This is a genomic window from uncultured Roseovarius sp. (genome assembly GCF_947489715.1).
GTDB lineage: Bacteria > Pseudomonadota > Alphaproteobacteria > Rhodobacterales > Rhodobacteraceae > Roseovarius.
Map to the genome: position 1 here is coordinate 368166 of NZ_CANLER010000003.1, position 14492 is coordinate 382657.

At 54.1% G+C, this 14492-nt stretch carries 12 protein-coding genes; 4 read left to right on the forward strand and 8 right to left on the reverse strand.

Going from position 1 to position 14492, the window contains the following annotated elements:
* Positions 1 to 42: 42 nt before the first annotated feature.
* Positions 43 to 1149: a site-specific DNA-methyltransferase gene (locus tag Q1B27_RS11345; protein ID WP_299847537.1), complete on the reverse strand. Its 1107-nt coding sequence runs from the start codon at positions 1147 to 1149 to the stop codon at positions 43 to 45.
* Positions 1150 to 1247: 98 nt separating this feature from the next.
* Positions 1248 to 1871 (reverse strand): ribonuclease HII, encoded by a 624-nt coding sequence (locus Q1B27_RS11350; RefSeq protein ID WP_299847539.1) that lies wholly within the window; start codon positions 1869 to 1871, stop codon positions 1248 to 1250.
* 251 nt (positions 1872 to 2122) lie between these two features.
* Between Q1B27_RS11350 and Q1B27_RS11355 the strand changes: the two genes are divergently transcribed.
* From Q1B27_RS11355 to Q1B27_RS11365, 3 genes are all read left to right on the forward strand, one after another.
* A complete protein-coding gene (locus Q1B27_RS11355) occupies positions 2123 to 2452 on the forward strand; it encodes a hypothetical protein (RefSeq protein ID WP_299847541.1) in 330 nt (109 codons plus the stop codon).
* A 282-nt stretch (positions 2453 to 2734) separates the two neighbouring features.
* Entirely contained in the window at positions 2735 to 2962 is a 228-nt protein-coding gene (locus Q1B27_RS11360; protein ID WP_299847543.1) for a hypothetical protein, read from the forward strand.
* An 18-nt stretch (positions 2963 to 2980) separates the two neighbouring features.
* The gene (locus Q1B27_RS11365; protein ID WP_299847545.1) at positions 2981 to 3685 is read left to right on the forward strand and encodes a hypothetical protein; all 705 of its coding nucleotides are present in this window, start codon (positions 2981 to 2983) and stop codon (positions 3683 to 3685) included.
* A gap of 18 nt (positions 3686 to 3703) precedes the next feature.
* On the opposite strand, the gene Q1B27_RS11370 is transcribed toward Q1B27_RS11365, so the two are convergent.
* Both Q1B27_RS11370 and Q1B27_RS11375 read right to left on the reverse strand, forming a co-directional pair.
* Positions 3704 to 5275: a hypothetical protein gene (locus Q1B27_RS11370; protein WP_299847547.1), complete on the reverse strand. Its 1572-nt coding sequence runs from the start codon at positions 5273 to 5275 to the stop codon at positions 3704 to 3706.
* A gap of 187 nt (positions 5276 to 5462) precedes the next feature.
* Positions 5463 to 7778: a calcium-binding protein gene (locus tag Q1B27_RS11375; RefSeq protein WP_299847549.1), complete on the reverse strand. Its 2316-nt coding sequence runs from the start codon at positions 7776 to 7778 to the stop codon at positions 5463 to 5465.
* A gap of 214 nt (positions 7779 to 7992) precedes the next feature.
* On the opposite strand from Q1B27_RS11375, the gene Q1B27_RS11380 reads away from it, so the two are divergent.
* Positions 7993 to 8670 carry a sulfotransferase family 2 domain-containing protein gene (locus Q1B27_RS11380; protein ID WP_299847551.1) on the forward strand — a complete coding sequence of 226 codons (678 nt, stop codon included), beginning with the start codon at positions 7993 to 7995 and terminating at the stop codon, positions 8668 to 8670.
* Between the two features lie 65 nt (positions 8671 to 8735).
* Here Q1B27_RS11380 and Q1B27_RS11385 read toward each other — a convergent pair whose 3' ends face one another.
* The 4 genes from Q1B27_RS11385 to Q1B27_RS11400 form a co-directional block, all read right to left on the reverse strand.
* Positions 8736 to 9062 carry a hypothetical protein gene (locus Q1B27_RS11385; RefSeq protein ID WP_299847553.1) on the reverse strand — a complete coding sequence of 109 codons (327 nt, stop codon included), beginning with the start codon at positions 9060 to 9062 and terminating at the stop codon, positions 8736 to 8738.
* 232 nt (positions 9063 to 9294) lie between these two features.
* A complete protein-coding gene (gyrB, locus tag Q1B27_RS11390; protein ID WP_299847555.1) occupies positions 9295 to 11712 on the reverse strand; it encodes a DNA topoisomerase (ATP-hydrolyzing) subunit B in 2418 nt (805 codons plus the stop codon).
* Between the two features lie 196 nt (positions 11713 to 11908).
* Positions 11909 to 13009, reverse strand: a complete 1101-nt coding sequence (gene recF, locus Q1B27_RS11395) for a DNA replication/repair protein RecF (protein WP_299847557.1) — start codon at positions 13007 to 13009, stop codon at positions 11909 to 11911.
* A 521-nt stretch (positions 13010 to 13530) separates the two neighbouring features.
* A complete protein-coding gene (locus Q1B27_RS11400; RefSeq protein ID WP_299847559.1) occupies positions 13531 to 14340 on the reverse strand; it encodes a division plane positioning ATPase MipZ in 810 nt (269 codons plus the stop codon).
* Positions 14341 to 14492 lie beyond the last annotated feature (152 nt).

Consider the following 14492-nt stretch of genomic DNA (forward strand, 5'->3'; position numbering starts at 1 on the left):
TGGAAGTCAGACCACAAGCACCGGCGGTGTCCTTTAAAACTTTCAGTTCGACATTTCTGCGCGGATTTGCTGACGTAGCAGATCTATCGGAACAGTCTTTCCGTCGCGTTTGAAGCACCAGTAAGTCCACCCGTTACAGCTTGGCGCGCCTTCGAGATGAGCGCCAACCTGATGAATGGAACCCTTGATATCGTCACCGATCAACGTGCCATCGGCACGAACTTTGGCCTTGTGCCGCTTGTTCATCGAATAAAGCTCTTCGCCCGGTCGCAGCATCCCGCGCTCAACCAGTTGGCCAAAAGGCACGCGCGGCTCTGCCCGCTTGCTGACGGATACCTGCAATGCCTCCCGGTCGTATTTGCGCGTGGCTGCAAGCCGTTTTTCAGCGACATTTCTATAGGCCGCTTCCCGTTCGATCCCGATATAATTGCGACCCAGCATCTTGGCGACAGCGCCTGTTGTGCCGGTGCCAAAAAACGGATCCAGCACTACATCGCCAGGATTTGTGGACCCGACCAGAACACGGTGCAAAAGCGACTCGGGCTTTTGCGTTGGATGCGCCTTGTCGCCCTTTTCATCCTTCAGGCGCTCATGGCCCGTACAGAGCGGCAGCACCCAGTCACTGCGCATCTGGATACCTTCATTCAGTGCCTTAAGAGCTTCGTAGTTGAAAGTGTATTTTCCACCTTCTTCTTTACTGGCCCAGATCATCGTTTCATGCGCGTTGGTAAATCGCTTGCCACGGAAATTGGGCATCGGGTTCGATTTACGCCAGATCACATCGTTCAGAATCCAGAACCCGGCGTTCTGCAATGCAGCGCCAACGCGGAAAATGTTGTGATACGAACCAATCACCCAAATCGCGCCGTTGGGTTTCAGCAATCGGCGCGCTGCTTTCAACCAGCCCCTGGTAAATCTGTCATACACCTCAAAGGACGAAAACTGATCCCAAGCGTCATCAACCGCATCCACCTGGCTGTTGTCGGGGCGATGCAGATCACCCTTAAGCTGCAAGTTATATGGGGGATCGGCAAAAATCAGATCAATACTTGCCTCCGGCAAACTGTTCATCACGTCGATGCAGTCGCCGGAAAGAATCGTGTTCAACGGGAGCGCAACAGCGCCCTTTGCTTTGCTTTTGGTCGTCATTTTCTGCCTCTGTCCCTGGCGCTTCGGCGCTCTGGATCGTTGGGTTCAAAGATGATTCAAAGCTGATTCGCCGTCAATTTCTTTTTTGAATCAAAAGCTTAGTTATTTTCTTGATACAAGATATTGTGGACCGGCTTGAAGGAACGTCTATGGTGTGGGGTCACACCAAGATTTTGGAGCGCCTCTCTGTGTCTTTTTGACGGATAGCCCGCATTTGTTTCCCACCCATAGCCCGGATACTGTTGCGCCAAATCCCACATGATCTGGTCACGGCAGGTTTTCGCGACAATCGACGCCGCAGCAATCGAGACGGAAATCGCGTCTCCCTTTATGATGGTCTGGGCGCGAATAGCCAAACCCTTTGGAATCATATTGCCGTCAATCAGGGCCAAATCCGGTGTTTGTCGCAATCCGGCTATCGCGCGCTCCATCGCCAGATGCGAGGCGCGTAAGATATTCAGCTCGTCAATCTCTTCAACACTTGCATGGGCGATCGAGACATCAGCACAATCAATCAATTGAGTATTCAATTCGTTCCGGCGCTTGGCAGGCAAGCGCTTTGAATCGTTCAAACCCTTCGGGATACATGTCGGGTCCAGTATAACCGCAGCGGCAGTCACCGGCCCTGCAAGTGGGCCACGACCGACCTCATCCACACCTGCAACAAGGGCTGCGCCGGATTCATGTGCGCGTATTTCAAAAGAATAATCTGGACCGTCCATGCTCGTGTCAAAACACATGCGGTCTGGGAATGCAAAAAGGAAGGGCCGCGCCCTTCCTTAACACACCAGCATCAGGTCATTCAGTAATTAGCGGCAGCATATCCGTTTTTGATTAGGCAGCGATCATTGTAAACAACGGCACGTCTGTTGTTGTGCAGCACCCGCGCACTTGTCGCACAGCGCCCCGGAAGCGATCTGATATGCGTGTATTTTCTTTGCAGGCACCAATTGCTGTAGGCTAGGAAATCACCGTGGCGATTGCGCGCGTGAACCCGGCAGGATGCTGGCAACTGCTTGGCCTGTACCCGCTTGGGAAGGGGACGTGCATAATGGTCGTTGCGATGGTGGCGGCGCTTGTTGTCAATCCGGTGACCACAATTGGCATGGTGCTTATGGCCATGATGCTTGTGACCATGATGTCTGGTTCTTGGACGATGGTGTTGTGTGTGCCTCGGTTTGGGAGTGTAGTAATCATATCGTCGCGTGACGTCATCGTTTCTGTCTTTGTTTTTGGCAATCGCGGATCCGATGATTGCTATCGCAGCAACACCGCCAAGGATCTTGAGCAGATCGTTTTCTGATGCACGTGCGGGCGCGACTGTCAGGCCGGTTATAGCAACGGCGGTTGCCAGAATAACCGCTATGAATTTACGATACTTCATTGGCTTTCCTCTCGAACCTTTTGGGTTTGGATTCTCCTTGGGGGCGGAGAATGAATTACGATCCGAGGATGGGGTCAGTATCGAAAGACAGGCAATATCGACACAATGTTATCTAATAACAGGGGAATTCAGGGGCCTTTTACCTCAGTTGTTATTGAATAGCTGCGAGCGGTCGCGCATGTTCGTGCCATGAGACGTGTATTGATCACCCCCGTTATCGTCGTGACCCTTTTGCTTGGTGCCCAGGCGGCAAATGCTGCTTGTTCGGTTGAATACAAAGCCAAGCGCGACAACCCGCTTGAACTTTTTTACGATGTCGCGCAGGTAGGCGGCGATTGTAGCATTGCCGCAGTCACGCCAAAGCTGGCAAAGAAGCTCAAGAAAAAAGGGCTTACATTGCTCAAGGTTTTGTCTGTGAAGAAGCAATAGAGCCGGGAAGGATCGGTCTTGCATGAACTGACGAATTCTGCCGCCGACGCACGCCGCACCGGAAACCGAGCCGTTGTATTCGGCCTGGCTGGTGTTGTCCTGATTCTCGTGCTTGCAGCAGTTTTGCTTTTCATCAGCCTTCCGGATGCCAATGCATTCAACGCACGGGTCGAACGTATTTTTGTCGAAAACGATGCGCTGACCACAGATGCCGAGATCAAATTATTGGAAATCCTCGCTCTCTCTGGCACAGCATTTTCTGAAACGCTTGTCAGCTACCGCATGGTGATTTTCGTACTGCTGGTCTTTGCTGCCTCTCTCCTGATTGCTGCGCTGGTGTTTCTGATCATGCTCATCACCATGAACCGCCGCATGGCGCAGATCGAACGCTCGGGAATTCAGGTCAGTTCGCTGCTGATAAGCCGGGAAGAAAAGACCGTTTATCTGAATAATATGGGCTTCAAGTTGACAGAGGCGGCGATGGAAACACTCTCCATACTGGCCGAAGCGCGGATGGACGATGACGTCCTGTCCGGGGCCGAGATTGAGGGTATGATCTCAGGTCGTAGTGCGTCTGACTGCGAAGAGGCCGCAGGGGCGACCCGGATCAAACGTTTGCGTGATACGTTGGGCAATCAGTTGGTCAGCGAGTTACTGGTCAAAAACATCGCCCGTCGCGGATATATGCTGGCCATCGACAAGGAAGTCATTCGGGTCATCTAAGCAGCGCTGCGCCCAAGCTTAAGGTTCATCAAAAAAGCTCCAGCAATTTGAAAATTGCTTAATGTCGATGCCATGCGCCTGGCGACTTTTATCCATTCTGGAAAAAATGGATTTCGAAGCTTTCGCACGGGCAAGGAATTCGCACACAACGCGCCCGGCAACCTGATCTTTGGCAGACAGCTCCAACAACAATGCATTGGTGTTCAAAATCAGATCGGATCCACCCAGTTTGAAGCGATCCAACCCGGCAAACCCCATCTTTGTTTTAGGCATCTTATCTGGATAAACAGCGTCCGGCGGCATGCTCTCAAAGGCACGCTCAGCCTCATATGCCTTTAGCATGTTGGCATAGAAATAGGCGCCTGATCCGATCACTTTCTGATGCTCATTGATCCCATGATCAAGAAATGTCTGGAAGCTGGAGATCAGCCATCTTGTCGGCAAAAGCCCCAGCAGGACTTTGTACTCTTCTTTCCATAATCGTTGGAAAAGTGTCGCTGCATGCTGCGTATGCGGCGTGTTACGTCGCAGGTAGCTGATGACGAGCCCCAGCAGAAAACAGACCTCTGTCTGACCTCGGAAACGAAAGGTTAGAATTTCCGCCTGGTTCACCATTTTACCCCGACTGATTTCGGGTAGATCACCATCGGCGTCCACGATACGGTGCCGCAAGGATCGCAGATCAACATCTAGATCGGGCATCAGATTAGGTTGATCCTGTGTTGCCACACGTTTCTCTACACGTTTCCACAACGGCATTAGCGCTTTTGGCAGATCGGTGGGCCGGTCCGGTGTTTCCAGCCAGACCGACGTGGCAGACATAGCTACCGGTACTCTTTTATCGTTCGGTTCGAATAAAGAGAGTTTGGCGCGCCTCTTTGCTTCATGCGTTGCGCTCGACCTGTTTATCGCCTCCATCACCGCGATATCCTTATCATTCGCGGTTTGATTGGCTGTTGTCTCAACAATCGTCTGGAGATCTTTCCCTGCACAACCCGGAATAGCCGCAAGCAGAGATCGCATAGCAGTTTGTTTCGTGGCAGACGGATACTCAACAATCACAAAAGATTTTCCCAGCTTACGCAGGGGGATCGAGATCACATCGTCCCAAAGCTCGTCCATGTTCAGGAAATTGGCGAAATCATCGAACCTGCTGAATTTCTGGCGATGCTTTAGATTTTGCACATAGGCACTTCTGGCCCACTCTGCGGGTTGGCGCAAAAAGAAATAGTAACGACGGTCATACGACGCAAAGACGTTCTCCAGAACCTCAAGATTGGTCCAAAGATTTGGATATAGCTTCCGCTTGCCTCGCGCGCCCGGAATGGACCCGGAAAAATCCTCGCACGAAATGATACAATCTCCGTCAGCATCGGCGCAGAGGTCGGCGACGCTTTCCAGAGCTACCACAGCATCTTGGGTCCGGTCAGAATTCAGGAATTTTGCCGCCTTGGGAATGAGCGGGCTTTTAATGTTTGTCAGGCCAAAATCCGCACTCAAGACAGCCGCATTTTCACGCAGGGCGCGTTGAATGGCGGTAGAGCCAGTTTTGTGCGGCCCCAGATGAAAGTGTATTGTCTTTTTGGCCATCCACTCACCTGCTGCTATCTCAACGCCGCCAGCGCTATTTCGGAGATTGTTGCGCCAATGTCTTCAAACATTGGACAACTTTCAATGCTGTCGTGCTGGAAAGCAAAAGGTGTTGCAAATTGTTTTTGCCTGTGAAGCCACATCGCCATCATCACAGAGGAAACGTACTTAAGGAGAGCCAACAGGCTTAGAGGCTGAACAGGTCGTCCGTCACATCGACCGCTGCGACAGAGCGCAGTTCGATGATACTCTCTCCATCGACTTGCAGCTCGACTCCGTCATCCGTTGAAACAACGTCAATATCGTCAAACGCGATATTGAGGTCTGTCAGGTCAAGCAGGTCTTCAGACGTGTCGAAATCGAGGATTACATCCGAGCCACCATCGCTGCTGTAGACAAACGTGTCCTGACCTTCCCCGCCGCTCAGCGTATCGTTGCCCTGGCCACCATCAATCGTGTCATTCGCCGTGCCGCCATAAATGACGTCATCATCAGCACCTCCATCGACAGCCACTTCCGCAGCATAGGACAGCAATCTGTCGTTACCTGCGCCAAGTTCGACATTGGCGCTACCGAATTCGGCCAGAACGAAATCATTGCCGCTGCCGGTATCAACATCGGTTTCATCCCCCCCAAGAAAGCGAATAAAATCATCGCCACCGCCACTTTCTACAGAAGAGGTCGTGCTGTCCGTGACGATCGTATCGGCGTAGTCCGAGCCCACAAAATTTTCTACGTTCGAGAAACTATCAGTGTTTCCGCTACCATCTTCTTCGGCCATGCCATCACGCGCGTAGATACGCACACCGGCATCGCTTGATGCATAGTCCAGCGTATCTTCACCGGCACCACCATCAACCGTATCTGATCCTGCGCCGGTCACGAAATGATCATCGCCGTCGCCACCTTTGATAAGATCATCACCGGCGCCGCCTTCAAGGGTGTCATCGCCGTCGCCACCACCAAGTGTATCTGCGTCCGCTCCACCATTCAGCAGGTCATCGCCATCAAAACCTCTCAGTTTGTCCTGACCATCGAAACCCCATATCTCATCTGCATTGGCGCTGCCGTATAAGATATCATCGGTTGCGTTTTCATCGTCCCCAAACAGTTTTACCCCCGTGCCGGTGGTGATGACGATCTGAACAACCTCGTAAGCACCAAGGTTAAAGGTATGCTTACCGCTGTTGCTAATGGCATGGTCATTGATCGCAGTCATTTGCGCAACGGTACGGTAATCCGTTGCGTTAGAGCCTGCGGCCGTCCCCAAAACAGTGGCGTGTACATGTGAGCCAGCTTTCATGTAATGGCCAAAATCCACATCCAGATCGATATCCTGACCGACACCCGAAGCAAGGTAGATGACAGTCTTGTCCTCACCTTGGAAAACATATGAGCGTCCGATCCTGTCACCGTCAGCATCGAAAACGGCATCGTTTTGAATCGTATCCACCGCCTGGGTATCAACCAGTTCGCGTCGCATCATACGATAAAGATAGCCCGTTGCCGTCAGGTGGTCGTCACCCTCCTTGTTGCTCAACGCAGCCGGACCAGGCGCCTGTGCCGTCCAGATCGCGGACAGGTCCACACCTTGCTCCATCATGTTGGAAAACACGTTCAACAGTGCCACGTTACGCATTAACCCGGTGACCGATGTGTTATCTGGCCCATCACCACCGATATTCCATTCGGTAACCACAAGATCGAGCCCGTTCGCACCCGACGTATTCCAGTGCTGCTTTATGACATCCAAACGGTTGTGGACATTCCCACCAAGGATCAGCGGATTGCCTGAACTGGTGGACGCGTAGAAATGCGAAATCAGCCCGTCGACAGCATCCAGTTCTTCCTGGGTGAATTGCGCTGCAAGCTCCTGATCGTCTGCGATACCATTGTTATCATCATCCCCGCGTCCAGCCTGAATATAGACGCCCACATCTGACCAGGTGGGGTCTTCCTGAATGACCTCGTTGATCCAGACGCCCATCTGGCTTTGAAATTCACCAAATTCAGCAGCGCTCCAGTCAAATTTGGTCTGGTACCATTCATTCCCAATCTCGAAACCCTTGATCACAGCATCACCATAATCACCGGCAAGGACGGCCCGAACGAAAGACTTGATAATTGCCTCTGCCGCAGGATCTATCTGACGCGTTGCTTCGTCGAAATAGCGGTAAGTAGGCAGAACGATCACTGCCGCGGAACCAGACTGCTGTGCGAAATTCAGAAATTCCTGAATAGGGGTCACTGTTTTGTCCGACCGGCCGAATGTGCTGGGCTGGACCGTGGCCGTCGGATTTGCCAGATCGAAGAATTCCTCGGTGATGGTTCCGCCAGGATATCTGATCAGATCGATACCAACACGGTCAATCACCTGCGGAAATGTGCTGTCCGCCTCAACCCGGTCATGGTGAAACAAATAATTGGTTCCGAAATGATCGGCACCGATAACGGACCCGACCGAATTCCCACCTTGGAATTTATAGCTCGAACTAAGCGACATTTGTTACCCACCGATACAGGCGCCCCCGACGCCTTATGGCAGATACGCGGTTAATGATTTGCCAATTTCCGCTACGAAAGCGTCAAGCATTTTCACCGCATTTTATCTATGTTGCAGGCCCCACGACATTGATCTGGACAGAGCGGGGAAATTATCGCTACCTGAGTGAACCAGACCCGCACCGCATGTGCATTTTGACCGAAGAGATACTGATATGAATAAGGAAACTTCGGTGATCTGCGTACTGCATCCGGGAAAAACCGGTGGCACTTATCTTAAATCAGTAATCCGGCACAATAAGGGCAGATGGACCCGGCCAATCAAACTGTTGAGCCATCGCGAAACGGTCGCATCAACCGCCCAAGACTTCGGACCAGATCGCAAGCTGGCGTTTACTTTTCGCGATCCGTTTGACCGCTTCATATCTGCTTTTGAAAGCAGGCGCAGGCAGGGCCGGCCAACCTACAACAGGGTATGGTCCCCAGCCGAAGCGACGGCGTTCCTTTATTTCGATACTCCAAATGCGTTGGCTGAGGCGCTGGATGCGACCGATGAACGAACCAAGTCGGCGGCCTATTTCGCGTTCAATGCGATCATACATCTTCGGTCAGATTATGCGTTCCACTTTGAAAGTCTGCAAACGCTTGAGGAAGAGCGCGATAATATCCTGGCCTGCATAGATGTAAGTAATTTGGACAGCACCTTATCGGGTTTCCTGAACCACATCGGTATAGATACCGCTGAAATCCCCGAAAACGCCCGAAAACACGCAAATCCGGCAGCCGTCGAGGCGCTTTCGGACCGCGCCGCAACCAATCTTAGCCAGTATTGGGCCGTCGAGTTCGAATTCTATGCTGCTTTCAAGAAAATCGAAGCGCGTGGGAACCGATGATCAGGCCACAAATGCGTGGCTGCAAATGCCGCGAACCTATCCGAAATTTCGCAGGTTATCTGCGCCTACATACCCACAGCAATACTGACAGAGTCGAGCGAAAATCCATTTTTGGCTGAATGGCCAAAGACACCAGGGCGCACCCGGTTTGGTCTTCTGATGCTGCCCATTTCGGACCGAAGCTCAGCTCGTTTCGCTTCGTCTATTTCAATCCCGATATATGCCTCCGCCTCAAGAAAGAACTCGTCGTAGCTTTCGGCGGAAAACTTGATCGGCTGCTCGGAAAACGCCTCGTCACATAGTTGAAACTGCATCCTGTTAACGCTGCTGTTTCCTCCTCGTTGGAGAACGAAGTAGAGGCCACAGACCTCAAATCTCGTAAATTTCTTCATATCGACACTGCCCCAATAGTACCAAACGGGGAGAGTATCCGCGTACCAAGTTACGATGCGCTTTAACTAATCTGACTATATGACAAGCATTTTTCACAATTGCTTTTTATCTCACGCCAGCTACGCGCAGGAAAACAGGCAATCCTTGTCCGATTCAATCCCACCAAGTGTAATAGCACCGGCGCGACGCGAAACGGGATACGCAAAGCTTCATGCGCATCCCTGCTAGTGTTTAGAAATCAAGGTTTTCGACGCTAAGAGCGTTTTGCTGGATGAAGTCGCGACGCGGTTCCACCACGTCACCCATTAACTTGGTAAAGAGGTCATCCGCTTCAGCCACATCATCAATGCGAACCTGCAACAATGTCCGTGCCTCGGGGTCCAATGTGGTTTCCCACAACTGATCGGGGTTCATCTCGCCCAACCCCTTGTAACGTTGCAGCGAAAGGCCTTTTTCACCCTCTTTGAGGATCGCATCAAGCAGGTCGACCGGCCCGTGAATCAATTGCGACCGTTCCTTGCGTACCAATGAGGCAGGTAGCGTATAGACCTCACGCACTGATGCGGAAAGCTGCCCCAGCTTGCGGGCTTCGCCAGAGCGAAGCACCTGCCCGTCCAGCGTGCGCACTTCCTCAACACCGCGCAAACTGCGGCTGAGGCGAATGCCCTTGTCCTGTGTCGGACGCCCTTGCCAGCCGCGCTCGTATTCCAAAGCGATCTGATCCAACCGCTTGGCAATCGCATCGGCTACACCTTGCAAGTCCGCATCAACACGGCCCGAAACAAACGCCTCGGCGATTGCGGCCTGTTCTAATATGTGGCGTGGGTAATGGGTAGGAAAGGCCTCAAGAATACGCTTGATCTGCCGCGCTTCTTCGACAACCCGCACCAGATCCTGCCCTACGATTTCTTCGCCCGACCCAAGGCGCAGCACGGCATCTTCGGTGCCCTGGGCAATCAGGTAATCGTCCATTTCAGCCTGATCTTTCAGGTAGACCTCGGACTTGCCACGACTGACCTTATAGAGCGGCGGCTGAGCAATATAGAGGTACCCGCCGTCGATCAGTTCAGGCATCTGCCGGTAGAAAAACGTCAACAGCAGCGTCCGGATATGCGCGCCGTCCACGTCGGCATCGGTCATGATGACGATCTTATGGTAGCGGAGTTTCGAGATATCGAACTCGTCCCGCCCGATCCCGGTGCCAAGCGCCATGACCATATTGCCGATCTCCTGAGAGCCCAGCATCCGGTCGAAACGAGCACGCTCAACATTCAAAATCTTGCCCTTAAGGGGCAGGATCGCTTGCGTTTGTCGATCACGCCCCGTCTGCGCCGAACCACCGGCGCTATCGCCCTCGACCAGGAAAAGCTCAGTATTGGCCGGATCCTTGTCAGAGCAATCCTTGAGCTTGCTGCTAAGGAAGTTCATGTCCATCGGATTCTTGCGGCGCGTCAGATCACGTGCCTTGCGGGCAGCTTCGCGCGCCAAGGCCGCCTCGATGATCTTGCCGACGATCAATTTGGCTTCGTTTGGATTCTCTTCGAAAAATTCCGACAGTTTTTCATTCATCAGCCCTTCTACAGCGGGGCGCACTTCTGAACTGACAAGCTTGTCCTTGGTCTGGCTGGAGAATTTCGGATCCGGCACCTTGACCGACAGCACACAGGTCAGCCCTTCGCGCGCATCATCGCCGGTAAAGCTGACCTTCTCTTTCTTGGCGATACCGCTGGTCTGAGCGTAGTTGTTGATGGTTCGCGTCAGTGCCCCCCGGAACCCCGCCATATGGGTGCCGCCATCGCGCTGCGGGATGTTGTTCGTGAAGGGCAGCACAGTCTCATGGTAGCTGTCATTCCACCACATCGCCACTTCGACACCGATATCGTCCTTCTCGCCGGTGATAAAGATCGGCTCGGGCATCATCGGCGATTTGTGACGGTCCAGATACTTGACGAATTCCTTGACGCCACCCTCGTAATGCAGCTCGGTTTCCAGGGCTTCGGCAGGGCGTTCGTCGCGCAGCAGGATACGAACGCCGGAATTAAGAAACGCGAGCTCACGCAGGCGTTTCTCCAGTGTTTCATAGCTGTATTCGAGATTTGAAAAGGTGGTTGTAGAGGCCAAAAACCGAACTTCCGTGCCTTTGCGTCCGTTGGCATCGCCTACGACCTTGAGGTGATCAGCCGTAAACCCACCCTCAAACCGGGCGATATGTTCCTTGCCGTTTCTCCAGATGCGCAGCTCCAGCCAATCGGACAGGGCGTTTACCACCGACACGCCGACGCCGTGCAGACCCCCGGAAACCTTGTAGGAATTGCTGTCGAACTTACCGCCGGCATGAAGCTGGGTCATGATAACTTCGGCCGCCGAGACGCCTTCTTCTTCGTGGATTTCCACAGGAATGCCGCGGCCGTTATCGCTGACGGAAACGCTGGAATCCGCGTGAATTGTGACGGTGACGCGGTCGGCGTGGCCGGCGAGGGCCTCATCGATACCGTTATCGACGACCTCGTAAACCATATGATGCAGGCCCGAACCATCATCGGTGTCACCGATATACATACCGGGGCGTTTTCGGACTGCTTCTAAGCCTTTGAGAACCTTGATAGAATCGGCACCATATTCTTCGGGCGCCACGGCGGGTTCGGACATGCGAATTTCCCTTGGTTATTTTACGATTTTATACGATTTTCCGGCGGGATTGTCACGTGCGGACCACAATATTTTGTGGTTTTCGTGGCCGACGGGACAACGCGCGGAAACCTCGAAAACTCGGCGGCCATGTTGCAACTGTGTAAACTGTGTACGCGGATTGTGTACACATCTGCGTAACGCGCTTTCTGGTCACTTATCCTTGCGTGACAGACGACACGCCATCCGTTTCGGTCACCTCGACATATTGCGCGCGACCCCCCAGTTCCGCGAAAAGCTCGGCGCCGGTGCCGGTCATCCAGGCTTGTGCCTTGAGCCCGCAGATTTCATCGTAGAGCGCCGCGCGGCGGGTGGCGTCAAGATGGGCGGCGACCTCATCCAGCAGCAGCAGAGGCGGCGCGCCGAAATCATCCGCCAGCGCGCGGGCATTGGCGAGAATCAGAGACACCAGAAGCGCCTTTTGTTCACCGGTAGAGCAATCCCGCGCAGGCACGCCCTTGGCGGCGTAGACACCGTAGAGATCGGCACGGTGGGGCCCGACCAGCGTGCGCCCCGCGGCCAGATCACGAAACCGGCTTTCGTGCAGCGCATCGCGAAGATCGGGGACCGTCTGAGGCATTGCGCCCTCGGTCTGGGTCAATTCAAGCTCGGCAGTGGGAAAGGCGGTCTGAGCCTGCGCCTGCGCGTCGGCGATCTGGGCCAGCGCGGCAAGACGGTTCTGATGGATGTCAATCCCCGCCTCGGCCATCTGCCGTTCGACGGCGACGTACCAATGCCCGTCGCGCACCTGATCCTTGAGCAGCCGGTTACGTTCACGCATGGCCTTGTCATAGGCCAGCGACACCTCGGCATGGGTGGGAAAGAAACTGAGCGTCATGCGATCAAGAAACCGCCGGCGCCCCTCGGCCCCCTCGATCCAGAGCCTGTCCATCGCCGGGATCAGCCAAAGCACGCGGGCGATCCGGCCCAGTGCAGTCTGCGCCGCGGTCTTACCGTCAATCCGGGTCTGGCGCGCGGCCCCTTCCTCGGAAAAAAGCTCGACCTCGTGCATCTGGTGCAGGGAATGCAGAATGCCGGTGAGCTTCCACCCCAGCACCTCGGGGCGACGGGCCATGTCCTGCGCCGAGGCCCGCCGAAGCCCCCGGCCCGGAGAAAAGAGCGACACAGCTTCGATGATATTGGTCTTGCCCGCACCGTTGAGGCCATGAATCGCAAGCGGCCGTGCATCCAGTTCCAGCACCGCGGATTTATGCGACCGGAAATGCGACAGCGAGAGCCTGGAGAGGTGAAGCGACATTCAAATTGAGTAGCCCGAGACCGGAAGGCTTACCAGAGGCAAAAATTTCACCGCCCCGAGAAGAACCCGGCAAAGGCAAAACGCGGGCACCGTGCAGCATAAAGATTTGGTTATCGCGTTTTCCTGCGGCTATGAGCCTATATTGCCGAGTGCTGCAAAACGTATGAATGCCGAGTTTTCCCTCTGGCACGAGAGCTGTGAGAACAAGGATTTATACGTTGAAAAAGCAAGCCAGTATGCGTGTTCCTGCCAAACGCGATTCAGTCAAAAATACGATACCTTTAGTCGCGACCAAGTTATGTATCTGTCATCTCGAACAACGATTTTCCGCTTTCTAGGCCAGGCAAAAATGATGCCTCTCATGCGATTGGTGCGCACAACTGGCCGGTGTCAGATGAATGCCTGCTGGACAGGGTTAGGCATTTTTCGGGGCAAGCGTCGAAAAATCTGAACGCGGCTTTTCAGTGAGCGTTTTTAGGGTCCGCGCCATCCACAGATCAAACGGTAACTCAAGGATCGCTCTAGAAATCAACCTCGACGCCGGGCAGGTCCAGCGATTTGATCAGTTCGCGCAGTTCCTGACGGGCGGCGACGTTCGAGATGTTCAGGCCTTTGACGCCGATATCCTTCAGGTCCAGCAGCGTCAGACCGCGCGGAAACAGCTCTCGGAAGATCACCCGTTCGTTGAAGCCCGGCGCGGTGCGAAAGCCTATACGTCTGGCCAGGTTTTCGATTGCCTCGCCCATCTTCTGCTTGTTGACCATCTGCTGAGCACCCATCCGGTTGCGCACCACGATCCAGTCGATCGGTTTCAGCCCGGCTTGTGCCCGTAGCTGGCGGGCGTTCCAGACCATCTCGGAATAGACCGAAGGCCCCAGGATCTTGCGCCCGTCCACATCGACATGGGCCAGCAGGTCAAAGTCGATGAAACTGTCATTGAGCGGCGTGATCAGCGTATCGGCCAGCGAATGCGCCACCTGGCTCAGACGGGTATGGGAGCCCGGGCAGTCAATGATGATGAAATCGCTGTCGGCTTCAAGTTCGGCCACCGCCGCCGACAACCGCCGGTCATAGACATTCTCACCCGGTTGCAGCACCGCCGGGTCGATCTCGGGCAGGTCGTGGTAATGCGGACCCGGCAGATCAAGGCCCGCCTTTTCCATGAAGCGGGCGCGGTTGGCAGTGTAACGGCCAAAGGTCTTTTGCCGCAGGTCCAGATCAAGCGCGCTGACCTTGTGACCCATCCGCGCCAGGGCTGTCGCGACATGCATCGAGACGGTGGATTTGCCTGCCCCGCCCTTTTCGTTGCCGACGACAATGATATGCGCCATGTCCTGTTCCCCTCGACCCGCGCGATTTCGCTCACGCGTTTTGCGGCACATTATCGGCGGTTACGGCAATTGGGAAGAGATGACGCGGCTGGAAACGGCATTTCCGAACCGGTAATTTTCAGTTTATGCTCGATTGCAACGCGTTCTCGTAG

Bases quoted from the DNA above. Each gene is read 5' to 3' on its own strand.
- Q1B27_RS11345 (WP_299847537.1), bottom strand. From the start codon at position 1,149: ATGACGACCAAAAGCAAAGCAAAGGGCGCTGTTGCGCTCCCGTTGAAC.
- Q1B27_RS11350 (WP_299847539.1), bottom strand. From the start codon at position 1,871: ATGGACGGTCCAGATTATTCTTTTGAAATACGCGCACATGAATCCGGC.
- Q1B27_RS11370 (WP_299847547.1), bottom strand. From the start codon at position 5,275: ATGGCCAAAAAGACAATACACTTTCATCTGGGGCCGCACAAAACTGGC.
- Q1B27_RS11375 (WP_299847549.1), bottom strand. From the start codon at position 7,778: ATGTCGCTTAGTTCGAGCTATAAATTCCAAGGTGGGAATTCGGTCGGG.
- Q1B27_RS11380 (WP_299847551.1), top strand. From the start codon at position 7,993: ATGAATAAGGAAACTTCGGTGATCTGCGTACTGCATCCGGGAAAAACC.
- Q1B27_RS11385 (WP_299847553.1), bottom strand. From the start codon at position 9,062: ATGAAGAAATTTACGAGATTTGAGGTCTGTGGCCTCTACTTCGTTCTC.
- gyrB (WP_299847555.1), bottom strand. From the start codon at position 11,712: ATGTCCGAACCCGCCGTGGCGCCCGAAGAATATGGTGCCGATTCTATC.
- recF (WP_299847557.1), bottom strand. From the start codon at position 13,009: ATGTCGCTTCACCTCTCCAGGCTCTCGCTGTCGCATTTCCGGTCGCAT.
- Q1B27_RS11400 (WP_299847559.1), bottom strand. From the start codon at position 14,340: ATGGCGCATATCATTGTCGTCGGCAACGAAAAGGGCGGGGCAGGCAAA.